General features: G+C 60.3%; 19 protein-coding genes. 9 read left to right on the top strand and 10 right to left on the bottom strand.

All coding sequences use genetic code 11. From position 1 onward, the window contains the following. Window positions 1–229 precede the first annotated feature (229 nt). Both ABD919_RS19980 and ABD919_RS19975 read right to left on the bottom strand, forming a co-directional pair. Entirely contained in the window at window positions 230–1,000 is a 771-nt protein-coding gene (locus tag ABD919_RS19980) for a TerC family protein (RefSeq protein ID WP_345237837.1), read from the bottom strand. 106 nt (window positions 1,001–1,106) lie between these two features. After that, the gene (locus tag ABD919_RS19975; protein ID WP_345237836.1) at window positions 1,107–1,598 is read right to left on the bottom strand and encodes a YajQ family cyclic di-GMP-binding protein; all 492 of its coding nucleotides are present in this window, start codon (window positions 1,596–1,598) and stop codon (window positions 1,107–1,109) included. Between the two features lie 132 nt (window positions 1,599–1,730). On the opposite strand from ABD919_RS19975, the gene ABD919_RS19970 reads away from it, so the two are divergent. After that, complete coding sequence (locus ABD919_RS19970) at window positions 1,731–2,177, top strand: GNAT family N-acetyltransferase (RefSeq protein ID WP_345237835.1); 447 nt, start codon at window positions 1,731–1,733, stop codon at window positions 2,175–2,177. Here ABD919_RS19970 and ABD919_RS19965 read toward each other — a convergent pair. Beyond that, on the bottom strand, window positions 2,174–2,479 hold the full coding sequence (locus ABD919_RS19965) for an Mpo1-like protein (RefSeq protein ID WP_345237834.1): 306 nt from the start codon (window positions 2,477–2,479) through the stop codon (window positions 2,174–2,176). The genes ABD919_RS19970 and ABD919_RS19965 overlap by 4 nt on opposite strands. A gap of 116 nt (window positions 2,480–2,595) precedes the next feature. Between ABD919_RS19965 and ABD919_RS19960 the strand changes: the two genes are divergently transcribed. Then, window positions 2,596–3,096 carry a PaaI family thioesterase gene (locus ABD919_RS19960; RefSeq protein WP_345237833.1) on the top strand — a complete coding sequence of 167 codons (501 nt, stop codon included), beginning with the start codon at window positions 2,596–2,598 and terminating at the stop codon, window positions 3,094–3,096. A 238-nt stretch (window positions 3,097–3,334) separates the two neighbouring features. On the opposite strand, the gene ABD919_RS19955 is transcribed toward ABD919_RS19960, so the two are convergent. Together ABD919_RS19955 and ABD919_RS19950 are read right to left on the bottom strand one after the other, a co-directional pair. Next, window positions 3,335–4,348: an NYN domain-containing protein gene (locus tag ABD919_RS19955; protein ID WP_345237832.1), complete on the bottom strand. Its 1,014-nt coding sequence runs from the start codon at window positions 4,346–4,348 to the stop codon at window positions 3,335–3,337. 410 nt (window positions 4,349–4,758) lie between these two features. Beyond that, complete coding sequence (locus ABD919_RS19950; RefSeq protein WP_345237831.1) at window positions 4,759–5,499, bottom strand: metal-dependent hydrolase; 741 nt, start codon at window positions 5,497–5,499, stop codon at window positions 4,759–4,761. A gap of 204 nt (window positions 5,500–5,703) precedes the next feature. On the opposite strand from ABD919_RS19950, the gene mfd reads away from it, so the two are divergent. From mfd to ABD919_RS19925, 5 genes are all read left to right on the top strand, one after another. Then, window positions 5,704–9,114 carry a transcription-repair coupling factor gene (gene mfd / locus ABD919_RS19945; RefSeq protein ID WP_345237830.1) on the top strand — a complete coding sequence of 1,137 codons (3,411 nt, stop codon included), beginning with the start codon at window positions 5,704–5,706 and terminating at the stop codon, window positions 9,112–9,114. 9 nt (window positions 9,115–9,123) lie between these two features. After that, window positions 9,124–9,762: a DUF6624 domain-containing protein gene (locus ABD919_RS19940; RefSeq protein ID WP_345237829.1), complete on the top strand. Its 639-nt coding sequence runs from the start codon at window positions 9,124–9,126 to the stop codon at window positions 9,760–9,762. Window positions 9,763–9,976: 214 nt separating this feature from the next. After that, window positions 9,977–10,315, top strand: coding sequence for a hypothetical protein (locus ABD919_RS19935; RefSeq protein WP_345237828.1), 339 nt, complete (start codon window positions 9,977–9,979; stop codon window positions 10,313–10,315). Between the two features lie 84 nt (window positions 10,316–10,399). After that, complete coding sequence (locus tag ABD919_RS19930) at window positions 10,400–11,083, top strand: DUF6624 domain-containing protein (RefSeq protein WP_345237827.1); 684 nt, start codon at window positions 10,400–10,402, stop codon at window positions 11,081–11,083. Between the two features lie 102 nt (window positions 11,084–11,185). Further along, a complete protein-coding gene (locus ABD919_RS19925) occupies window positions 11,186–11,635 on the top strand; it encodes a GNAT family N-acetyltransferase (protein ID WP_345237826.1) in 450 nt (149 codons plus the stop codon). Window positions 11,636–11,711: 76 nt separating this feature from the next. Here the strand turns inward: ABD919_RS19925 and ABD919_RS19920 are convergent, their stop codons facing one another. Together ABD919_RS19920 and ABD919_RS19915 are read right to left on the bottom strand one after the other, a co-directional pair. Further along, window positions 11,712–12,407 carry a DsbA family oxidoreductase gene (locus ABD919_RS19920; RefSeq protein WP_345237825.1) on the bottom strand — a complete coding sequence of 232 codons (696 nt, stop codon included), beginning with the start codon at window positions 12,405–12,407 and terminating at the stop codon, window positions 11,712–11,714. Window positions 12,408–12,596: 189 nt separating this feature from the next. Continuing rightward, complete coding sequence (locus ABD919_RS19915; RefSeq protein ID WP_345237824.1) at window positions 12,597–13,097, bottom strand: YciE/YciF ferroxidase family protein; 501 nt, start codon at window positions 13,095–13,097, stop codon at window positions 12,597–12,599. A gap of 110 nt (window positions 13,098–13,207) precedes the next feature. On the opposite strand from ABD919_RS19915, the gene ABD919_RS19910 reads away from it, so the two are divergent. Continuing rightward, the gene (locus tag ABD919_RS19910) at window positions 13,208–13,699 is read left to right on the top strand and encodes a YdeI/OmpD-associated family protein (RefSeq protein ID WP_345237823.1); all 492 of its coding nucleotides are present in this window, start codon (window positions 13,208–13,210) and stop codon (window positions 13,697–13,699) included. A gap of 165 nt (window positions 13,700–13,864) precedes the next feature. Here ABD919_RS19910 and ABD919_RS19905 read toward each other — a convergent pair whose 3' ends face one another. Further along, complete coding sequence (locus ABD919_RS19905) at window positions 13,865–14,176, bottom strand: winged helix-turn-helix transcriptional regulator (RefSeq protein WP_345237821.1); 312 nt, start codon at window positions 14,174–14,176, stop codon at window positions 13,865–13,867. A 558-nt stretch (window positions 14,177–14,734) separates the two neighbouring features. On the opposite strand from ABD919_RS19905, the gene ABD919_RS19900 reads away from it, so the two are divergent. Further along, entirely contained in the window at window positions 14,735–15,763 is a 1,029-nt protein-coding gene (locus tag ABD919_RS19900) for a DsbA family protein (protein WP_345237820.1), read from the top strand. Window positions 15,764–15,988: 225 nt separating this feature from the next. Here ABD919_RS19900 and ABD919_RS19895 read toward each other — a convergent pair whose 3' ends face one another. After that, window positions 15,989–17,110, bottom strand: coding sequence for a TFIIB-type zinc ribbon-containing protein (locus ABD919_RS19895; RefSeq protein WP_345237819.1), 1,122 nt, complete (start codon window positions 17,108–17,110; stop codon window positions 15,989–15,991). 9 nt (window positions 17,111–17,119) lie between these two features. Then, window positions 17,120–18,109, bottom strand: coding sequence for an SPFH domain-containing protein (locus ABD919_RS19890; protein WP_345237818.1), 990 nt, complete (start codon window positions 18,107–18,109; stop codon window positions 17,120–17,122). Window positions 18,110–18,184: the final 75 nt, after the last annotated feature.

The raw sequence follows: 18,184 nt of genomic DNA, 5'->3' as shown, positions 1-18,184 counted from the left end.
GGTCGAATACTTCAAACCTAGCCTGTTCACGCCGAACAGACTTTTTTTCTGCCTCATCTATACCCCGCAACTTAGGTTAGCTACCTGTTCTGGTGGTGCCTGCTGCTTACCTCGACTTTTGCTCTAATCCCTGGCTTTAATAGCAAACTCCGGCTCATAGCAGGTGTGGCAGCCATCGTGTGCCTGATACTCACCTTCCTGCAGCTGCTCCCTTAATACAGCGGCCTGCCTAGTCGTACTTCGAGTCGCGCAGCTTTACCGGCGTGGTTTGCTTGCGCACGCGCATGTTTATCAGCTCCACGGCCAGCGAGAAGGCCATGGCGAAGTAGAGGTAGCCTTTCTCAATCTCCTTGTGGGCGGCTTCCATCACCAGCATGAAGCCAATCATGATGAGGAAAGACAGGGCCAGCATCTTGATGGTTGGGTTGCGGTTGACGAAGCCGGCTACCGTGCCGCTGAATACCAGCATCACGCCCATGGCCAGGATAACGGCCAGAATCATTACCAGCACGTTGTCGACCAGGCCCACGGCGGTGAGAATAGAGTCGAAGCTGAAGACAATGTCGATGATGATGATTTGCAGGATGATGCTGCCCATGGTGGCGCGCACCGGGGCGCTGCCGTGTTCGTCTTCCTCTTCTCCCTGCAGCTTGGTGTGGATTTCGGTGGTGCTCTTGTACATCAGGAACAAGCCCCCGCCCAGCAGAATCAGGTCGCGGCCACTTACGCCGAAGGGTTCGTCCAGCCAGGGCAATGGCAGTGAAAAGAGAGGGGCGCGCAGGCTCACAATCCAGGAGATGCTTAGCAGCAGGCCGATGCGAAACAGCAGCGCCAGCATCAGGCCAATGGTGCGGCCCCGGGCCTGCTGCTCTTCCGGCAGCCGGTTCACCACAATGGAAATGAAGATAATATTGTCGATACCCAGCACGATTTCCATGAACGTGAGGGTGAGCAGGCTAATCCAGGTAGCGCCGTGGGCAAGGGCGGAAAAGTCGTACATCTGGTGATGTGCTGATGGGTTGATGTGCTGATGTAGTAATTTGAAAATTGACAGGCTAAACGTGTGGCTAAAAGCCAGCATATTAGCAAATCAATTAATCAGCACATTAACTTTTCATATTAACGAACTGCAGGGGCAGGCCTATTTCGGCGCGGCGCAGCAGGGCGATGGCGGCTTGCAGGTCGTCGATTTTCTTGGCCGACACCCGCACCTGGTCGTCCTGCATCTGGGCCTCTACCTTCAGCTTGGCGTCCTTAATGGCTTTGATAATTTTGCGGCCATACTCTTTGTCGACGCCGGCGCGCACCTTGATGGTCTTCTTCACCAGGTTGCCGCTGGGCTGCTCCTCGGCCGTGAAGTCGAGGCTGGTGCCATCGATTCCCTGCTTTACCACGCGGGCCAGCAGAATATCTTCCAGGGCCTTAACGCGCATGGAGTTTTCGGAGGAAAGCAGGATGGTATTTTCCTTCTTATTAAGCTCAATGCCGCCTTTGGTGTCGCGCAGGTCGTAGCGGGTCTGCAGTTCTTTCTTGGCCGTATTCACCGCATTTTCGAGGGTTTGCGGGTCTACTTTGCTTACAATGTCGAAAGAAGCCATGGAAACAGGTGTTGGTGTTTAAAGAGATAGAAGCCTGAACGTGTACAAATCCCGGCCGTTTTGGCTTTGGCTGGGCTGTATACGGGCCGCAAAGGTAGCCGGCCGGCCCATGTGCTGGCGCATCTTTGTGGTATGCTGATTAAATCCCCGACTTCACCGGCCGAGTGGGCCGCGTATTACGACTTGCGCTACCGGGTGCTACGCCAGCCCTGGCAGCAGCCCCGCGGCAGTGAGCGGTCTGACGACGATGCTGCGCCCCAGACCGTGCATGCCCTGGCGCTGGGCCCCGACGGCCGGGCTGTGGCCGTGGGCCGTCTTCACCCCAGCAGTGCCAGTGAAGGGCAGGTCCGCTACATGGCCGTTGCGGCCGAAAGCCAGGGGCAGGGCCTGGGCGGCCAGGTTCTGAGCTACCTGGAAGGCAGGGCCCGGGAGCTGGGCCTGGGAAGCATCAGCCTGCACGCCCGGGAGGCGGCGGTGCCCTTCTACCAGCAACACGGCTACGAGATGATAGCCCCTTCTCACCTGCTTTTCGTCCAGATTCAACACTATCTGATGCGCAAGCAGCTGCCTTCCGTCTAAAACTTCTCCCGGCCCCGCCACAGGTCGGCGTACAGGCGAAAGTCGCCGAGCAGGGAATACCAGGGGTGCTGAAAAGTAGCCGGGCGGTTTTTCTCGACGAAGAAATGGCCGACCCAGGCAAAGCCATAAGCTGCTACAATGCCCAGGGGCAGCCACTGCCAGCTGCCGGTAAGAAACAGGAGTACCATGCTGAGTAAAAACAGCGTAGTACCTACAAAGTGCAGCACGCGGGTACCGCGCCGGCTGTGCTCGCGCAGGTAGCGGGGGTAAAACTCGGCAAAAGTGAGGGGCTGAGCAGACATAGGAGGGAAGTTAGCAAGGAAAGTGGCCGCGGCCCGTAGCCTGCCCCAGTACCTAAAGCGTATCAAACGGATTTTTCACCAAACTTGCCGTCGCAAACCCCTACTTCCCAGCTTCCGTGTCTTCTTCATCTTCGAGCTCATCTGCCGGCCTGCCCAATATTGAAAGCATGGTGGCCGTGTACAACCAGATAAACCACTACGGCCGCCTCAACGGCATGGTGCTGACCGTGCCTCACCCCGGCGAGGCCGACTACCGCATGGTGGTGCGCGAAGCGCACCTGTCGTCGCCCAACACCTGTCACGGCGGCGTGCTGGCCGGCCTCATGGACTCGGCACTGGGCGCCGCGGCTCTCACCCTGGCGTTTACCACCCAGGAGTTTGTGTCGACGGTTGAGTTCAAGATGAACTTTCTGCACGCCGTACACCTGCACGATACGCTAGTGGCTCGCGGGCGCGTCGACCATGTGGGCAACAAGCTCATCGTGAGCAGCTGCGTGGTGTACCGGGTGGCCGAGGGACAGGAAGAAGTAGCCGTAGCCCGCGGCCTGGGCACTTTCAACCGCTACCCGGCCACCAAGCGCGAGTTTGCCCAGCTGGTGATGAGCAGTGAGCAATGAACAGTGAGCAGTGCGCTAAGAGAGTGAGTCATTGCGAGCGAAGCGAAGCAATCCGTCCTCTAGCACTCAGAAACCAGATAAGCCCAGACATAAAAAAGCCCCACTGCCTGTGCTGGCGGTGGGGCTTTTCACATTAGCAAGCTGGGCGCTGAGAACAGGACGGATTGCTTCGCTGCGCTCGCAATGACACGTATCCTTTGCTAACCGCTCACTGCTAACTGTTCATTGCTAATTGACTCTACAGCTCGGCGGCTACGGCGTGCGCGCCTACCGTCTCGTACTCGTCGTCGTCGCTCAGCTGCGGGGGCTGCACCTTACGCACGTTGCGGGCGCAGTCTTCGTCGCGGTGGTTGCGGCCGACGGTGAATTCCACCCAGTCGCCTTCGCGCAGGTCGTTGAAGTCGCCCTCGGTGAGGTCGGCGTAGCTGAAGAACAGGTTGTTTGGGGGCATTACCACGAAGCCAAAGCCGTTTTTCAGGTTTTTGATGGTGCTCATGCCCACGGTACCTACCGGGCCGGCGGCGGTGGGGCCGCTGGGGCGGGCTACTTTGGCGGGGGCCGGAACGGTGCTGGGTGCGAAGGCGGCCGGCTCGCTCTGCGATACAAACATGGCCTCCACTACTTCGTCCTGCTGCTGCAGGCCGCGGTCGATTACGTCGTGCATGGCCACGGGGTAGGTTACCTGCTCCAGCAGCTGCTGCGAAGCGCGCGTTACGCGGGTTTCGCCTTTGAAGTCTTCGTACTTGAAGTCCCAGTTCAGCAGCATTACGCGGGTGCCCACGGTGTTGAGCTTGCGGATAAGGGGCACGTAGTCGGAGTCGCCGGCGATGAGCACTACCACGTCGAGGGTTTTGTGCAGGGCCAGCTCCAGGGCCTCCAGGCTCAGCCACACGTCGATGCCTTTTTCCTGCAGGCGGCCATCGCGGGTTTTCAGGGGCATGTAGTGGGTCTGCACGCCCAGGTTCATCAGAATGTCGTCGAGCAGGCGGTCATGAAACAGCCGGTCTTTGTCGCGGGCTTCGGTAGCGGAAAGGCGGCCCCGGAAAAAGTGGGCATCGGTGATTTGCGACAGACGAACATCAACATCCTCTTCCTCGGCTACCTGATGGCGGATAAACTCATGTAATCCTTCCAGGCTGATACGAGCCTTACGCTCGTGCTGAAAATAATAATAGTCACTGATTTTCAGAAAATAGTTGCCGTCATAAAAGACACCAATCCGAATCAGGGGGCTGTTCATCTGGTTCATCATAAATTGAGTTAGGTAAAGATTTAAAAGGTTGCTTCGGTGTTAAGTAAGGGAAATGAGCAGGCCATGCGCCGAATGCACACGGATGCATCCGTCGATAAGTCGACTGGTGGCCTTGAACAAGTTATTTTAAAGCAAGGCCGGTACTGGCCCTTGGTGCTCGTCGGAGCGGTTAATTATTAGTTGCTGCCAAATAGCCGGGCGGGGCAAAAACGTAAATCAATAACACGAATCAATACCTTCACCTGCCTAATTCAGTAGCTTATCCGATGCGAATCTAAGGCACTGTTTTGAATTATGCAAGACGAATACCAGGTCAAATAGTAAAAATCAGATAACATAGCTCTGCATTCCCGGGAACGTTTGCAGTGCTGACCAAGCAGAACTGTGCCCTTTCAATTAAGAGGAGCGCATCAGAAGTTGATACGTCCCACCACCAAGCCTAGCACTAATAATCCATATCCTGCGCAGATGGCAACCTCCATCATATTGCCCGATGCCGAGCCTGTGCTGATAAGCGGGATTTTAAAGGAATAGGGCGAAATCGGCAGAAACCAGCGCACGCCGGCTTTGGTGAGGGTATCGGCCACGAGGTGGGAGGCGTAGCCAGCCCCGGCATACAGCTCGATGCCCTGCCAGCCCAGGCTGCGGTTGGCCAGGTGGCCGATGTAGGCCCACAGCGCCGTGGCCCAGATGGTGTGCGTCCAGGACCGGTGCGTGGTGAAGGGCGCCAGCGCCACAAACGTGCCCAGCAGGCTGAGCCAGAGCTGCTCGGTGTAGAGGCCGGCCACCACGGTGGCCATGCCCGTGAAGAGCAGGGCCAGCTTGCGGGTGGAGCCGCCCTGCAGGCCCACGCCAATGAGCCCGAAAGCCAGGGCTACGGTGTAGAACAGGCGCTGCTCCCGGCCCGGCGCCAGCTGCAGGTAGGTGTAGGCGGCAATGGCCAACGCGCCCGCCACAAACGCCCAGCGCACGTACTGCTGCGTAAACCCCAGCCGCTTGCTGAGCCGGCTTTCGGGGTGGTCGAGGTCGGGCGCCAGGGAGGAGAAGCCGGCCAGGGCAATGCCGGCCGGGGAGAAGGGAATGCCCGGCACCAGGCCCGCAATGGCCACGCCGGTGATGAGGCCAATGGCCAAGTGAGAGGAGCCGCGCATCAGAATCGGAATTGAGGCTACGAAGCTAGTGCAGATGACAGCAGCTAGCGCCGGGCTTCTACGCGCTTTTGGCGGCTTTCTTACCTTTTGACCTTTATGGTACGGAAACCTTCCCCGCCCCCGCGTTGTATCTTTCCCCGCTGCCCGACCGGAAAACCCCTCCGGCCGGGCTAGCTTATTTCCCCCTCCCCTAGCCTTTCCCGCGTGCAAGTCGCCGATTTTCTTCGCCTTTACCGTCTTTCTCCCGAGCTGCAAACCCTGGCCGCCCGCCTGCGCGGCGTAGCCAAAGCCGAGCCCGGCACCCTGCGCCTGCACCTGCGCGGCCTGGTAGGCAGCCAGGATGCCGTGGTGGTGGCCGCCGCGGCCCATGCCCAGCACCCGCACCTCTTCATCCTGCACGACAAGGAGGAGGCAGCCTACTTCCTCTCCGACCTGCAGCACCTGCTGCCGGAAGGGCCCGAAGTGCTGCTGTTTCCCAGCTCCTATAAGCGGCCCTACCAGTTTGATGAGACCGAGAACGCCAACGTGCTGATGCGGGCCGAGGCCCTGAACCGGCTCAATAGCAGCCGGGCCGTCGGTGCGCAGAGCGTGTTTATCGTGACGTATCCGGAGGCCTTATCGGAGAAGGTGATTAACCGGCAGAGCCTGGTGAAAAACACCTTCAATGCTAAGGTGGGCGACAAGCTGGACGTGAACTTCCTGGGCGAGCTGCTAGCGGAGTACGACTTCGAGAAGACCGACTTCGTGTACGAGGCCGGGCAGTACGCCGTGCGCGGCGGCATCGTGGACGTATTCAGCTACGCCAACGAGCTGCCCTTCCGCATCGAGCTGTTTGGCGACGAGATTGAGAGCATCCGCACTTTCAACCCCGAAACCCAGCTGTCGGTGGAGCCGCGGCCGCAAATCAGCATTATCCCCAACGTGCAAACCAAGCTGCTGCAGGAAACCCGGGAGTCGTTTCTGGACTTTCTGCCCCGCACGGCCTGCATCTGGGCCAAGGACCTGCGCCAGACCCTGGACGTAGTGGGCGACCTGTTCGACAAGGCCGAAAGCAACTTTCAGCGCCTGCTGGAGGAGGCAGCGGGCATGCAGATTGTGAGCAAGCCGGCCGACTTGTTTGAGTCGGGCAAGCACTTGAAAAAGCTGCTCGACGAGTTCGGCGTGGTAGAGTTCGGCAAGCGCTTTCACTACAAGCAGGCCGACGAGTTTCAGTTCAGCGCCAAGCCCCAGCCCAGCTTCAACAAGGACTTCAACCGCATGGTGAAAAACCTGCAGGAAAACCAGCAGCGCAGCCTCACCACCATCATCACGGCCGACACCGTGCGGCAGGCCGACCGCCTGCGCACCATCTTCGACGAGCTGGACCACAACGTGCAGTTTCAGCACCTGCTGCTGGCTTTGCGCGAGGGCTACGTGGACGAGCAGCTGCAGCTGGCCGTGTACACCGACCACCAGCTGTTTGAGCGCTACTACCGGGCCCAGGAAACCCGGAAGTTCTCCAAGAAAAAGGCGCTGACCTTGCGCGAGCTGAAAACCCTGCAGCCCGGCGACTTCGTGACCCACCAGGACTACGGCATTGCCCGCTTCGCGGGCCTGACGCAGGTGGAAATCAACGGGCAGGTGCAGGAGGCCATCCGGCTGGTGTACCGCGACGACGACGTGCTGACCGTCAGCATTCACGCCCTGCACAAGATTGCCAAGTACAGCGGGGCCGAGGGCCGCCCACCCACCATGAGCAAGCTGGGCTCGCCGGAGTGGGAAAACAAGAAGAAGTCGGTAAAGAAAAAGGTCAAGGACATTGCCGCCGACCTGATTCGCCTCTACGCCAAGCGCAAGACGGCCCCGGGCTTCGCCTTCTCACCTGACGGATTTTTGCAGGCCGAGCTGGAGTCGAGCTTTATCTACGAGGACACGCCCGACCAGGCCAAGGCCACCGAGGACGTGAAAAACGACATGCAGCAGCCCCACCCCATGGACCGCCTGGTGTGCGGCGACGTGGGCTTCGGCAAAACCGAGGTGGCCATCCGGGCCGCCTTCAAGGCCGTGGTGGATGGCAAGCAGGCCGCCGTGCTGGTGCCCACCACCATCCTGGCCATGCAGCACTACAAAACCTTCCGCGACCGGCTGGCCACGCTGCCCGTGACGGTGGAGTACATCAACCGCTTTAAATCGACCAAGCAGGTAAAGGAGACGCTGCAGCGCGTGGCCGAGGGCAAGACCGACATCCTCATCGGCACCCACCGACTTACCAACAAGGAAGTGAAGTTTAAAGACCTGGGCCTGCTTGTTATCGATGAGGAGCAGAAGTTCGGGGTGAAAACCAAGGACAAGCTCAAGGAGCTGAAGGTGAACGTGGACACGCTGACGCTGTCGGCCACGCCCATTCCGCGCACCCTGCACTTCTCGCTGATGGGCGCCCGCGACCTGAGCGTGATTGCCACGCCGCCGCCCAACCGGCAGCCGGTGCAGACGGAATTGCACGTGTTCGACGAGCTGCTGATTCGCGACGCCATTGCCCGGGAGCTGAAGCGCGGCGGGCAGGTGTTCTACGTGCACAACCGCGTGAAAGACATTGAGGAGCAGGCCGCCATGATTCTGCGCCTGGTGCCCGACGCCCGCATCACCTACATCCACGGGCAGATGGAGGGCGACCAGCTCGAAAAGCGCATGATGAAGTTCGTGGAGGGCGAGTACGACGTGCTGGTGAGCACCAACCTCATCGAAAGCGGCCTGGACATTCCCAACGCCAACACCATCATCATCAACCGCGCCCACCTGCACGGCCTCTCCGACCTGCACCAGATGCGGGGCCGCGTGGGCCGCTCCAACCGCAAAGCGTATTGCTACCTGCTCACGCCGCCGGTGGCCGGCCTGCCCGCCGACGCCCGCAAGCGCCTGAGCACCCTGGAGGAGTTTTCGGACCTGGGCGCGGGCTTCAACGTGGCCATGCGCGACCTCGACATCCGCGGGGCCGGCAACCTGCTGGGCGGCGAGCAAAGCGGCTTCATCAACGAGCTGGGCTACGAAACCTACCACCAGATTCTGGACGAGGCCGTGCAGGAGCTCAAGGAAACCGAGTTCCGCGACTTGTTCATGGGCGACTCCAGCCAGCGCCTGCAGCAGGCCGCCGGCGTGGGCCGCGTGAAGGAGTGCAACATCGAAACCGACCTGCAAATCCTGATTCCCGACCGCTACGTGGCCAACGTGTCGGAGCGCCTGCAGCTCTACGCCAAGCTCGACCGCGCCCAGAAGCCTGAGGAGCTGCGCAAGCTGCTGGCCGGCATGGTGGACCGCTTCGGCCCCCTGCCGCCCGAGGTAGAGCAGCTGGCCGACATCGTGCGCCTGCGCTGGCAGGCCTGCAAGCTGGGATTCGAGAAAATCACCCTCAAGCGCGACACGCTGAAAGGCTTTTTGCCCGCCAGCGAAGAGCACAAGCCCTACTTCCAGGGCGAGGAGTTCGACACCATCCTCAACTACGTGCAGACCCACCCGCGCACGGCCAGCCTGAAGGAGCGCAAGGAGCAGCTCATCGTCACGTTTGAGGAAGTGCGCTCCCTGCAGCAGGCCAAGCGCGTGATGAGCGAGCTGGGCAGCGAGGAAGCCAGGGAAGCCTAACTTGCCGGCATGAAATTCTTGCTTATAGCCTTACTGACCAGCTTACTGGCTTCGCCTGTTCGGGCCCAGGCTACCTTCAACCTGCGGCTGCAGCAGGAGCTCGACAGTATCATGAATGTTTTCAACTACTCTCGCAGGAATATTACCGCGGGTGGCGTAAGCGAGAGGGAGTTTTACCACCGCCTCCAGCAAACAGACTCCAGCAACCTGGTGCGGGTGCAGGCCATAATCAAGCAATATGGCTACCCTGGCACGTCGCTGGTAGGTGCTTCCACCAACGAGGTTGCCTGGTATGTCATCCAGCAGTCAGCGCACATCAACCGCTACCTGTCACTCATAAAAACCGCAGCCGAGCAGGGCGAGCTGCCTTTCTTTCGCTACGCTGAGATGCTGGACCGCCAGCTGCTGAGCCAGGGCCTGGAACAGCTCTACGGCAGCCAGGCCCAATCTTACAGCCCACTCAACCGCGCCACCGGCAAGCGCGAGCCCCAGCCGGCCTTTATCTGGCCCATCAAGGATGCCAGCAATATAAACAAGCGCCGAAAAAAGGCCGGCTTCCGCACTACAGTGGAGGAAAACGCCAAAGAAATGGGTATTTCTTACCGGGTAGTGACGCTGGAAGAAGTGGCCAGGATGCAGAAGGAGTAGCTGGGTGTCGGCTTGCTGTAACCTGCTATTGTAGCAAGGCCGCAGCTGAATGCGTGAACAACCTGCAGGCCCAAATTGAGCAAAAGCAGCAGGCGCCGAATAAGCAGCCCAACGCTGGAACCGTGGTTGTTTAAGCCCGACAGTCCGGTATTTGAGCGAACAGACAAGCCGGGAATACCGTAAGCGCAGGCAGTTTCCACTTAGCCTTTCCATTATGAAAACCTTCCTCCTGCTGGCTGCCCTCACGGCCGCCAGCCTGGGCACCGCCGCCGCGCAGTCGCCCACGTCCAACGCTCAGTCGCAAAAGCCCAGCACGGCCAACAGCCCGATAACCACCACGCCCAACTACCAGACGCCGCCCAAGGTGAAGCGGCAGGCCAACGGGGCTTACGACACCCACCCGGCCACCGGCCCCACCCGTGCCTCCCGCTCCAGCTCCACCGTGAAGTCGGTGCGCCAGAGCAAGCAGGCCCGCGGCACGGGCACCACCAATGCCGAAACGATGAACAAGAACGGCAAAATGACGCCCGGCAAGCGCAAAGGGCAGCAATAGATAAGTCGCTTTTTAGTTAGTACCCGGCCCGGCGCCTCCGCACCGGGCCGGATTATTTTAGGCTGCTCCCATTTATTTGCCGGCATGAAAGCGCTGCGTCTGGTTTTATTACTGCTTACGGCTCTCAGCAGCCAGGCCCAGGGCCCGCTACGGCCCGCCCTGAAGCGGGAGCTCGACAGCATTTACACTACTGACCAGCGCTACCGCCTTATGCTGTTTGACCCGCACCACCGCCGCCGGCCCGACTCCCTGGCCCGGGTGCTGGGCGTCACGCGGGAGTCGCTGCAAGACCAGCTATACCGGCGCATGGTGCAAACCGACTCCAGCAACCTGCTGCGGGTGCGGGCCATTATCCGGCAGTACGGCTACCCAGGCAAGTCCCTGGTGGGCTCGCCCACCAATGAAACGGCCTGGCTGGTGGTTCAGCATTCCGACGAAATTGATACCTACCTGCCGCTGGTGAAGAAAGCCGCTGAGCGCGGCGAGCTGCCCTATTACCTCTACGCCCAGATGCTGGACCGCCAGCTGATGCGCAAGGGCAAGGAGCAGCTTTACGGAACCCAGGGCTTTGGCTATAGCCCCGTCAATCCCAGCACCGGGCTGCGTGAAGCCCAGCCGCCCTTCATCTGGCCTATTAAGGACCCGGCAAAGGTGAATGAGCGACGCCGCAAGGCCGGCTTCGATACCACAGTAGAGCAAAGCGCCACCCGCCTGGGCATTCCCTACCGCGTGGTAACCCTGGAAGAAGTAGCGAAAATGCCGAAATAAACAGTTGTCAGTTGTTGGTTGTCAGTTGTCAGGCTGTTCTGACAAAGCTTACTTTAGAACGACCTGACAACTGACAACCAACAACTGACAACTCATAAGCCCATGACTATCCGCTGGCACTGCATTCCCTTCGAAGCTTTTCCGCCCCTGATTCTGTACGACGTGCTGCGCCTGCGCTCGGAGGTGTTTGTGGTAGAGCAGAACTGCCCCTACCAGGACATCGACCGGCGCGACGTGGATGCCCTGCACCTGCTGGCCCACAACGAAGCCGGCGAGCTTATGGCCTACGCCCGCCTGTTCAAGGCCGGGCAGTATTACGAGCAGGCCAGCATCGGCCGCGTCATCGTGGCCCAGCAGTACCGCAAGTACGGCCTGGGCCGCGCCCTGATGCAGCAGGCCATTGCCCACGTCGACCACCTGTTTGGCCCGCAGCCCATCAAAATCGGCGCCCAAAGCTACCTCGAAGCGTTTTACGGCAGCTTTGGCTTTCAGCAGGTGGGCGAGCCGTACGTGGAAGACGGCATTCCCCACATCTACATGCTGCGGGCTTGATTTAGTTAAAAGCTAAAAGAGAAGAGGTAAAAAGCAGACCGCCTTTTACCTCTTCTCTTTTAGCTTTTAACTGACTTTAGCAATTCTTGCCGTCCACGTCGCAGGCTTCGCCGCCGGCGATGATGGTAGGCTGGGGCTTGGTTTCGTCCCACACTTTTTCCAGCACTTCCACAAACAGCTCGGCAGGCTGGGCGCCGGATACGGCGTACTTGTCTTCGAACACGAAGAAAGGCACACCGCGCACGTTGATTTGCTGGGCCTGGTACTCGTCGTAGCGCACCTCGTTGGCGTAGGTGCCGTTTTCCAGGGCGGTCCGGGCTGCGCTGGCATCAAGGCCAAGCTCAGCCGCCAGGGCTACCAGCGTGTCAATTTCGTTCAGGTTCTGGCCTTCGGTGTAGTAAGCAGCCATAAGGCGCTCCTTGGCAGCGTCCTGCTTGCCTTGCTTAGCGGCAAAGTGAATCAGCTGATGGCCCAGGAAGGTATTGGTGGGCACGGCCCGGTCGAAGTCGTACTGCAGGCCGGCCTCCTTGGCCATGTTGCTCATGTAGTCGCCCATTTGCTTGGCCTGAGCCACGGGGATGCCTTTTTTCTCGGCCAGCGACTCGTGTACGCTGCGGCCGGGTATGGGCTGGTAGTCGGGCGTTAGCTCGAAGCTGCGCCATACCACTTCCACGCTGTCGGCATGGGGAAACTTAGCCAGGGCCGCCTCGAAGTGGCGCTTGCCGATGTAGCAGAAAGGACAAACGATGTCGGACCAGATTTCAACTTTCATGATAGAATGCTTCAGGTGAATTGATGTAGGTACAACATTCGACACCCCCCGAAAAGTTTACTCCGGGTTATTTGTCGGATGGTAGTTGTCAGTTGTTGGTTGTCAGTTGTCAGTCTGTTCTGATAAAGCTGATGGCAGAACACCCTGATAACTGACAACCAACAACTGACAACTGACAACTAAAAAAACCTACGCCTGCATCTCCGCTTTGGGGTTCACGCGCTGCTTGGCCACTTCGTTCAGCAGCTCATTGGCCTGCTTTTCTTCGGCCAGGGTCTGGCGCAGCAGGTCGGCCACCTGGGTCATGCCCAGGTCTTCGGTCATCCACACGGCGGTGCCGTAGCAGGCTATCTCGTAGTGCTCCATCTTCTGGGCCGCGCCGATGAGCATGGCGTCCAGCACTTCGGGGGCTGATTCTTTGTTGAGCAGCTTTTCCGTATCGGCCATCAGGCCTTTCACGGCAGAGCACACCTCACGGCTGGGCTTGAGGTCCATCATGACCATAATTTTCTCCAGGCGGGCCACCTGCTTCTGGCTTTCGCGCTCATGCAGCGTAAACAGCGACTTCAGGTGGGAGTCGGTGGCACTCTCGGCCAGCAGCTTTTGGGCTTCCAGACCCAGGGTCTCGGCGCTGTAGAGCATCTGAATGTCGTGCGCGAGCAGCTCGTTCATGGTTTGCAGCTTGTTCATAAGATAAGCGTTTGAGGGAATGATGGTTTACCGCTTGCCTACGCATCTCATTTTGCCGGTGTTTCTAGTGTTCAGCTAGCTTCTCGGGCGGCTTTCCCACCTTTACATTCATGCAAGCCCTACCTTCTTTTTCGTTCCGCGCTATCCTTGAGCCGGGTGGCCCCAGCTTTATGCCCACCCAAATAATTGTAGTGCCGCCGGAGGTAGTAGAAGGCCTGGGCGGCAAAGCGGCCAAGCGCGTCATCGCCCGGCTCAACGGCCACCCCGAGCGGCTGGGCCTGCTGCCGCTTAACGGCGGCGGACGCTACCTCATGCTGCGCAAAGACCTGTGCCGCGCCTTGGGCATCACCTTCGGGCAGGAGCTCAGCATCACGCTCAGCCCCGACCCTAACCCCGACCACATCGACCTGCCTGCCGAGCTGCAGGAAGCCCTGACCGCCTGGCCCGAAGCCGAAGCGGCCTTCCAGCGCATCAACAATGCCGGCAAGCGGGCCATGGTGCGCTACCTGGAAGAAGCCAAAACTGCCGAAACCCGCGCCCGCCGCACCGTGCAGATGGTGGAGCGCCTGGCCCGGGGCGGCCACCCCTTCCGGGCCGTGTAGGCCTTTCCGAAGTCAGCTAAACTCCTCACAGGGTGCATTGCAAAAGCGCTCTGCTGGCAGTAGAGACCTCAACTTGTTACGAAAGCCCTACTACGGGACGATACTATATAGTAGAAACCAAAGTTTCTGCTAACGAAGCCGAGCCGTGCCCTCGGTTTTCGCTCACTATCCCAATCCTTCCAATTGTTTAAACACGGGAATCAACGACTGCCCTCGCTCGGTCAGGCAATGTTCGATGTGCAGAGGCTTCTGCTTCACCACTACCTTTTCCAGCAGTCCCACCTCTTCCAGTTCCCGCAGCGCCACCGACAAGGACTGCTTGCTGGCGCCCGGAATCTGGCGCAACAAGTGGTTAAACCGCAGCGGGGCATCGACGGCCAGGCGGAAGATTTCGGGCTTCCATTTGCCCGACAGCAGCTTTAGCAGCCCCTGGGCCGGGCAGGTTTCCACCTCCTCTACTATTTTTTTGATAGTCATAAAATTCTGACTAATTGACAGGCGTGCATGGGCCGTGGACCTTTGAAACAAAATTAACCGTTTCAGTTATGGCACACGACACCAACCAAGCACTCCAGGTAGTGCAGCAAATGCTGGCCGCATTTGGCAAAGGCGGTAGGGACGCCCTGCATCAGCCCGTCCCCGGCTATACCGTGTGGGTTTTACCACGGTGTAGAAGGCTTTGCGTACAGGGGCACCTATGAAGAAAAAGCAGGTGCGCTGCGCATTGTCGCCACCCTTTCAGCCACGTAGACATTCTGGATTTTCCAGTAGCCACCCTCGCCGCCAACAACACTACTATGGTCGTGCCGGGTAGCGAGAAGCAGCAGGTTAAGGCCAATGGCAACGTGCTGAAGCAGCAAGCCCAGGGGGCCAGCCACGAGCAGTACGCCGAGCGCATCCACACCTGATACGGCCGGGACAAAACCCGCAGTGCCCGATACCAACTGCAAGAGCTCTTGCAGCTGCTGGCGTAGCCACGCTGCCCGGCACACGGTGGGCCGCGGGACCTGTGACGACGCCTTACTTCACCAGCTCATGAATTGTTCATTCACCCAACTCTTATTCGTTAAAATAGTGCTGCTCTTGCCATTGCTGACCTGGTCGGCCAGTGCATGCCAGGGGCAGCACTCCACTAAAAAGATGGAAACCACCACGCAAAATCCGCTGCTCTGCGACCCCGAATCGGGCGTGTGCGAGATGCCGGGGGCTACTGCCGCGGCACCCGCTACAGCGCCGGCCGCGCAGCACATTAAAATCATCTACTACACCGACCCCATCTGCTCGTCGTGCTGGGGTATCGAGCCGCAGCTGCGCAAGCTGAAGCTGGAATATGGTCACGCCATCGACCTTGATTACCGCATGGGGGGCTTGTTGCCCGACTGGAGCTACAACAGCGGCGGCATCAGCAAACCGTCGGACGTGGCCCACCACTGGGACGAAGTGAGTGCCTTTTACGACATGCCTATTGACGGGGACGTGTGGCTGGAAGACCCGCTGGCCTCGTCGTACCCGCCCTCGATTGCCTTCAAGGCGGCCCAGCTGCAGGACCGGACCAAAGCCATCCTGTTTCTACGCGAGCTGCGGGAGCTAGTCTTCTTGCACAAGAAGAACATTGCCAAGTGGGAGCAAATTGCCAAGGCGGCCACTACGGCCGGGCTCGACGTAGCGCAGCTGCAATCGGATGTGGCTGGCCAGGGCAAGATGCTGTTTGAGCAAGACCTGGCCCTGGGCCGGCAGCTGGGCGTACGCGGCTTTCCGACCTTGTATTTTGTCGATGCCTCGGGGGTGCGCGAAGTGGTGTACGGCTCCAAGCCCTACGCCGCGCTGGAAGCCGCCGTAATGAAAGTCCACCCGCTGGCCACCAAACGAGCCTACGCCAAAACCTGGGAAGCCCTGTTCGCCACCTATGCTTCCTTAACTGCCAAGGAGTTTTCCGACCTATCCGGCACCCCGCGCGCCGACAGCGAGCAGGTACTGGACCAACTCGTGGCCAATGGTGTCCTGGATAAGCGCACGACCAAAAACGGGGCGCTGTGGAAGCGGCGGCAAACGCCGGCCCGATAGCCCGGCAGGGCAGCCTCTTCTTTGGCCTTTATTAACTGCTTAAACCTGCCAGAGTAGAGTTAGAGCGGTTCCTAAGTCCTTGTACGTGTCACCTGTCTCCCCTCCCCCTTCGGGGAGGGGCCGGGGGTGGGGTTGAACAGCGGGAGCCATGTTCACGGAATTGGGAACCGCTCTAACTCTCCACTTTTAGCATTTAACTCAACAAGAAGAAGCCGGCACCACCTCTCACCGCTTCTGGTCCTGAAAATACAGGAGTAGCCCAGCCAGTACAAACACCAGCAGCCCCAGCAGCAGCACTTTCCACACCGAAACGGGCTGCGAGCCACTTACCCGGCCGGTCTGGCCGTTCACCAGGAAGTGGTACACCTTGCCGCGGTACACGTAGGCGCACAGCCACAGCGGCAGCAGCAGGTGCTTAAACGACTCCGCCGTCAGGGTGGTGTCGACCTGCAGGTCGCGCTGGGTGTCGCCGCCGAGCAAGCGGGCGCAGGCCTCCTCTTCGCGCTGCCGGATGGTGGCCCGGCCCCGCTCCAGGCCCTCGGCCAGGTCGATGGCGTACACTTCGGCTTCCCAGCCCAGCAGCACGCGCGGGTCGTAGTCGACCACCGCCTTCAGGTCGTAGTGCAGCACTGCATCGGCATGCTTCTGCTGCTTGCTCAGGCTGCGCGAGGCCAGCGTCAGCACGTCGTCGTAAAACTGTTGGTGGCTGCCGCGGTGGAAGCTCCAGCGGGTGCGCTGCTCCTGCTGCGTCACGCGCCGGCCCTGGCTGTCGGTGCCGCTCACCGTAACGTAGTAGTAGGTGCCCCGCTCCCCCGACCACTCCGAGTGGGCCTGGGCGTCGAAGGTCCAGAAGGGCAGGTAGATGCCGTGCAGGTTGTCGAGCACGGCGCCGCTTTTCAGGTCGCCCGGCGCCAGCAGGCTGCTGCCCACCCAGCGCTGAAAAAGGGTTGTGGCCTGCTCGCGGCTGAGCTGAAAGGGCAGCACGCCTGCGGGCTCAATCAGGCGGGTGCGCTGGGCTTCGGGGTTAATTACCCGGCCGCCGCAGAAGCCGCAGCTCAGCGTGGGCCGGTCGGCGCTCACGCGGGTGCGGGCGCCGCAGCCGGCGCAGCAGAACAGCTGCTGCTCGGCCACCGTGCCCGGGCTCAGCTCGCCGTTGATGTGCCGCCCGGCCAGGGAGTTCTCCTGCAGCTTGTCGCGGCTGAAGGCCAGGGCCTGGGTGGCCGCGCAGTGCGTGCAGCCCAGGCCCTGGGTTTCGGCCCGAAACGTGAGCTGGGCCCCGCAGCCGGGGCAGGGAGCCCGCAGCAGCTCGGCTTCCCGGAGCTCGCGGAGCGCAACGTCGGTAGTCATGGCCCGGGCTTAGAGGCGAGCCAGCAGCTCGGCTTTTTTCGCGTCGAACTCGGCTTCCGTCAAAATGCCCTCGGCCTTGAGCTGGCCCAGCTCGCGCAGCAGCTTCATGGTTTCTTCCCGGCTGGGGCCGGCCGCGGGAGCTGGCGCGGGTGCCGGAGCGGCCGCGCTGCCCATCATGTTGCCCAGGCCACCCAGCAGCACGGCGGCGCCGCCAATGCCGCCTTCCTGGCCGGCCGCTTTCTCCAGGGCCATGCCGGCCTGAAACTGCTGGAAGCGGGCCATGTCGCCGGTCATGTTTATCTGCGTGGTCTTGTCGAGGAAAGCCTCCACCTCGGGCGGCAGGCTGGCATTTTCCAGGTAGAAGCGCGTCAGCTCCAGGCCGTAGGCGCCGAAGTCGTCCTGCAGCAGGGGGCGCAGCCGCTCGCCCAGCTCCTGGTAGTTGCGGGCCAGGTCGAGCACCGACACATTGGCTTCGGCCAGGGTATCCGAAAACTTATTGACGATGGCCGAGCGCAGCTGCCCCTCCACATCGGCGATGCGCACCTGGGCCTGCGTGCCGGCAAACTCCTTCAGGAACTTCGCGGCTTCCGTCACGCGCAGGGCAAAAGTGCCGAAGGCCCGCACGCGCACCTGCTTGAACTCGGGGTCGCGCAGGATAACCGGGTTGGGCGTGCCCCACTTCAGGTTGGTAAACTGCTTGGTCGACACAAAGTAGACGTCGACCTTGAAGGGCGACTCAAAGCCGTACTTCCAGCCGCGCAGGGTGGTGAGAATGGGCAGGTTGGCGGTAGTAAGCACGTGGCGGCCGGGCCCAAACACGTCGGCAATGCGCCCCTGGTCGAAAAGCACGGCCACCTGCGAGTCGCGCACGGTAAGCTGGGCGCCCTGCTTGATGTTGTTCTCCTGGTCGGGAAACTTCCAGATAACCGTATCCGAGGTATTATCGACCCAGTCGATAACCTCAATCAGCTCGTTGCGAATAAAATCGAAGAGGCCCATGCTGCGGCTTGGTTGCGGTGAAACATTTCCTTCGCAACATACTACCGCTGCCGCCACCTTGCCAAAGCAGACGAG

The organism is Hymenobacter saemangeumensis (assembly GCF_039541835.1).
Lineage (GTDB): Bacteria > Bacteroidota > Bacteroidia > Cytophagales > Hymenobacteraceae > Hymenobacter > Hymenobacter saemangeumensis.
Note: the sequence above shows the minus strand (reverse complement) of the source record. Positions and strands in the feature narration are given on the sequence as shown.

Coding starts and splice junctions, on each gene's coding strand:
- ABD919_RS19980 (WP_345237837.1), bottom strand. CDS start 1,000: ATGTACGACTTTTCCGCCCTTGCCCACGGCGCTACCTGGATTAGCCTG.
- ABD919_RS19895 (WP_345237819.1), bottom strand. CDS start 17,110: ATGACTACCGACGTTGCGCTCCGCGAGCTCCGGGAAGCCGAGCTGCTG.
- ABD919_RS19900 (WP_345237820.1), top strand. CDS start 14,735: ATGAATTGTTCATTCACCCAACTCTTATTCGTTAAAATAGTGCTGCTC.
- ABD919_RS19970 (WP_345237835.1), top strand. CDS start 1,731: ATGCTGATTAAATCCCCGACTTCACCGGCCGAGTGGGCCGCGTATTAC.
- ABD919_RS19915 (WP_345237824.1), bottom strand. CDS start 13,097: ATGAACAAGCTGCAAACCATGAACGAGCTGCTCGCGCACGACATTCAG.
- ABD919_RS19925 (WP_345237826.1), top strand. CDS start 11,186: ATGACTATCCGCTGGCACTGCATTCCCTTCGAAGCTTTTCCGCCCCTG.
- ABD919_RS19920 (WP_345237825.1), bottom strand. CDS start 12,407: ATGAAAGTTGAAATCTGGTCCGACATCGTTTGTCCTTTCTGCTACATC.
- ABD919_RS19910 (WP_345237823.1), top strand. CDS start 13,208: ATGCAAGCCCTACCTTCTTTTTCGTTCCGCGCTATCCTTGAGCCGGGT.
- ABD919_RS19955 (WP_345237832.1), bottom strand. CDS start 4,348: ATGATGAACCAGATGAACAGCCCCCTGATTCGGATTGGTGTCTTTTAT.
- ABD919_RS19965 (WP_345237834.1), bottom strand. CDS start 2,479: ATGTCTGCTCAGCCCCTCACTTTTGCCGAGTTTTACCCCCGCTACCTG.
- ABD919_RS19975 (WP_345237836.1), bottom strand. CDS start 1,598: ATGGCTTCTTTCGACATTGTAAGCAAAGTAGACCCGCAAACCCTCGAA.
- ABD919_RS19930 (WP_345237827.1), top strand. CDS start 10,400: ATGAAAGCGCTGCGTCTGGTTTTATTACTGCTTACGGCTCTCAGCAGC.
- ABD919_RS19935 (WP_345237828.1), top strand. CDS start 9,977: ATGAAAACCTTCCTCCTGCTGGCTGCCCTCACGGCCGCCAGCCTGGGC.
- ABD919_RS19905 (WP_345237821.1), bottom strand. CDS start 14,176: ATGACTATCAAAAAAATAGTAGAGGAGGTGGAAACCTGCCCGGCCCAG.
- ABD919_RS19950 (WP_345237831.1), bottom strand. CDS start 5,499: ATGCGCGGCTCCTCTCACTTGGCCATTGGCCTCATCACCGGCGTGGCC.
- ABD919_RS19890 (WP_345237818.1), bottom strand. CDS start 18,109: ATGGGCCTCTTCGATTTTATTCGCAACGAGCTGATTGAGGTTATCGAC.
- ABD919_RS19940 (WP_345237829.1), top strand. CDS start 9,124: ATGAAATTCTTGCTTATAGCCTTACTGACCAGCTTACTGGCTTCGCCT.